Here is a 2,955-nt window from a genome sequence, read left to right as displayed (position 1 = left end):
GCATTGGCCGGACGTATGTGTACGAGCTTCTCGATGAGATCAACTCCCCTGGCTTCGGACTAGTCGACGGCAACATGAATCCGCGGCCGGCATACTACGCGATTCGGAGCCTGATCGGAACTCTCGCTGATCCGGGCCCGAGCTTTACCCCTGGAACGTTGCCCTATGCCGTCACTGGAGGAGATTCCTCACTGCGCAAATTGCTCTTCCAAAAACGAGACGGCAGCTTCTGGCTGCTCCTCTGGTCRGARCAGAGCAGCTATGACTCCGTGCATACCGTGTATACGCCCGTGACTCCGCAGCAGGTAACGCTCTCTCTGGGAGGAACCTACTACACTCCTAGTGTCGGCACGTTCGATACAACCGGCAATCTGAACTGGACCAACACGGATACAGCAAGCCAGACAGTGCCGTTCACGATCTCAGACCAAATCACGATTGTGAAGATACTTCCGCGGTAAGGTCTTCCTCGTTAAATATCTCTGATGGATCAGAGTTCCCATGAGGAACGCTCCGCAGAGGTTACTGGATGAATGCTTTGAATTTCGAGAGGGGGGGCAACCCCCTCTCTTCTTTTTTGTCTTGCGCTTTCGGCGTCTGCAGGTGGGCAGGAGAAGAGCAAGTCTCCCGTTCAGTTCCATAACTCCGCGCTCTGGAAGCTAATCTTTCTGTCGGATCAGGTCGGCGCCGACAAAAGCGGACATATCGAAAGACGATTTCAATGCTCAGACAAAGCAGGCCTCCGAGAACCTGAAGACGATTCTTGCCGAGATCGAGGCTTTTGCGGTCAGTAGTTCCCAAGGTCCCGACAGATTTGTTAGTGCCATTCTTCAAATACCAGGTTCAATGTCGCCTTCCCGACTTTTAGATAAGTGTGTATCTCTCGCTCCCGGTAAGGATCGATTTCTCGAAAATTTACGGGCAGTTATGGAAGAAGGCGCTTTCGTGTACGGTTGGCGCGAAGTCTGGACCCTCTGGACCAAAATGGGTCTGGAAGCCGTTTTGTGTGGCATCCCGAAACTTGCGTTGGAATGGTTCCCGCTTAGGATGAAAACACCGAGCACGTAAATTTCAATCGTAAGTCGACGCCGCCGCTGTTGTGCGAGCTCTTTGCCCGCTTCTGCACGTTGGCGGCGGTGTGTCTGAAGGATGGTTTGTTTGAGTTTTCTTTTGTTTGGGAGGATGCTGGCAGCGGGTCAGTCGTCATCATTTAGTTCGAAGCCCGTGGATGTAACCTGCAAGAAGGTTTTTCGAAAGCTGGCCTTACGACACTGCAAACCATCCAGAAGACAAACACTACAAGCGTTGTTCCTAAGCGCCTGTGCTGTTTCTTTGGGATGCGGTTCTGCGAAAGAGGTGCTGGCGGCCGGGGGGCAGCAATATACAACCTCAAATTCAGTAACCCTGCCTCAGGTGCAGGCTTCATCCGCCGATGCGTTTGTTGACTCGATGGGTGTGGTCACGCACATGACCTACGACAACACGCCGTACTATACCAACTGGGCGAAGGTGCTGACGTATCTGCAGCGTCTTGGTATCCGCCACGTCCGCGATGGATACTTCAATCCCAACTGGGGTGCGCCGCTCACCACGCGGCATCAGCAGTTGGCACAGTCTGGGATCCGCACGAACTATGTGGTGCCGTACGATCCCGCAATCACATCACAGACCATTCAGAAACTTTCGGCTGTGGACAAAGACATGGAGCTTCTTGAAGCTCCCAATGAGTGTGATGTCGCAGGGAATTGCGGTGCCTCTGTAAGCGCAAGCATGGCCAATATGATTGCGTTTACTCCGGCAGTACGTTCAGCAGGAACGGCGCTGAAGATACCTGTGCTGGGGCCGTCGTTCGCTGGATACGAAACCTATGGGGCGGTTGGCAATATCAGTTCTCTGATGACTCATAACAATCTGCACGTCTACTTCGGTGGGCGTAACCCAGGCAGCGCCGGATGGGGTGGCCCGGACGCGCAGGGAAATGCTTATGGATCCTTCCCGTTCTGGCTGGATCAGGCGAATCTCGACGCGCCCGGACTGCCTTCGCTGGTCAGCGAGACAGGATACTTAAGCTTCCCCGGCAATCCAACACCGTATACGATCCCAACGGATGTAGAGGAGTCTTACATTCCACGGACGTATGCTCTCTCATTTCTTGACGGCGTCAGCCGGACGTATGTGTATGAACTTCTCGAAGAGGTCAATTCGCCTGGCTACGGACTGATTGACCCCAATATCGGTACGTTCGATACGACGGGAAATCTGAATTGGAGCAGCACCCGCACGACAAATCAGACAGTGCCGCTCACGATCTCAGACCAAATCACGATTGTGAAGATCCTTCCGCGGTAAGGTCTTCCTCGTTATGATCTCTGATGAATGAGAGTTCCTTTGAGGAACGCTCCGCGGAGGTTACTGCATGAATGCTGTGAATTTCCTGAGGGGGGCAACCCCCTCTCTTCTTTTTTGTCTGATGCTTTCGGCCTCTGCCTCCGGGCAAGCGAAGATCAACTCTCCCGTCCAGTTCCACAACTCTCCGGCGCTGGCGCCATCGCCTGGTTACAGTCAGTCAGCAGTTGTCACGAGCGGGAAGCTCATCTTTCTTTCGGGACAGGTCGGCGCCGATAAAAGCGGCCATATCGCGAAAGATGATTTCAATGCACAGGCAAAGCAGGCCTTTGAGAATCTGAAGACGATTCTTGCCGAAAATGGAGCAACACCGGCCAATCTGGTGAAGCTTAACTATTACGTGGTTGGGCTGAATACCGATCGTCTGAAGTCGTTGCGGACCATTCGGGATCAGTACATCGACGTTCAACACCCGCCTGTGAGTACGCTTGCCGGGGTGAAAGATCTCTTTCGCGAAGAGTGTCTGATTGAGATTGAAGCTGTCGCGGTGATTCCCTGAAGCTATCGCTCATTCAGGTTTTAGGGTAGTGACAGATTTGTCAGTAGGAC

2 protein-coding genes and 1 pseudogene are annotated in these 2,955 nt (G+C 53.3%); all 3 read left to right on the top strand.

Translation table 11 applies throughout. The features are described 5' to 3' along the window. Positions 1-461: pseudogene (locus tag AB4043_RS22245) on the top strand (RICIN domain-containing protein); the annotation flags it as partial. Between the two features lie 871 nt (positions 462-1,332). Continuing rightward, entirely contained in the window at positions 1,333-2,349 is a 1,017-nt protein-coding gene (locus AB4043_RS22240; RefSeq protein WP_442308123.1) for a hypothetical protein, read from the top strand. Between the two features lie 67 nt (positions 2,350-2,416). After that, positions 2,417-2,905 carry a RidA family protein gene (locus tag AB4043_RS22235; protein WP_442300917.1) on the top strand — a complete coding sequence of 163 codons (489 nt, stop codon included), beginning with the start codon at positions 2,417-2,419 and terminating at the stop codon, positions 2,903-2,905. Positions 2,906-2,955: the final 50 nt, after the last annotated feature.

Source organism: Terriglobus sp. YAF25 (assembly GCF_052113305.1).
In the GTDB taxonomy this organism is placed as follows: domain Bacteria; phylum Acidobacteriota; class Terriglobia; order Terriglobales; family Acidobacteriaceae; genus Terriglobus.
The sequence above is the reverse complement of the archived record's forward strand: the minus strand, read 5'-3'. Positions and strand labels throughout refer to the sequence as shown.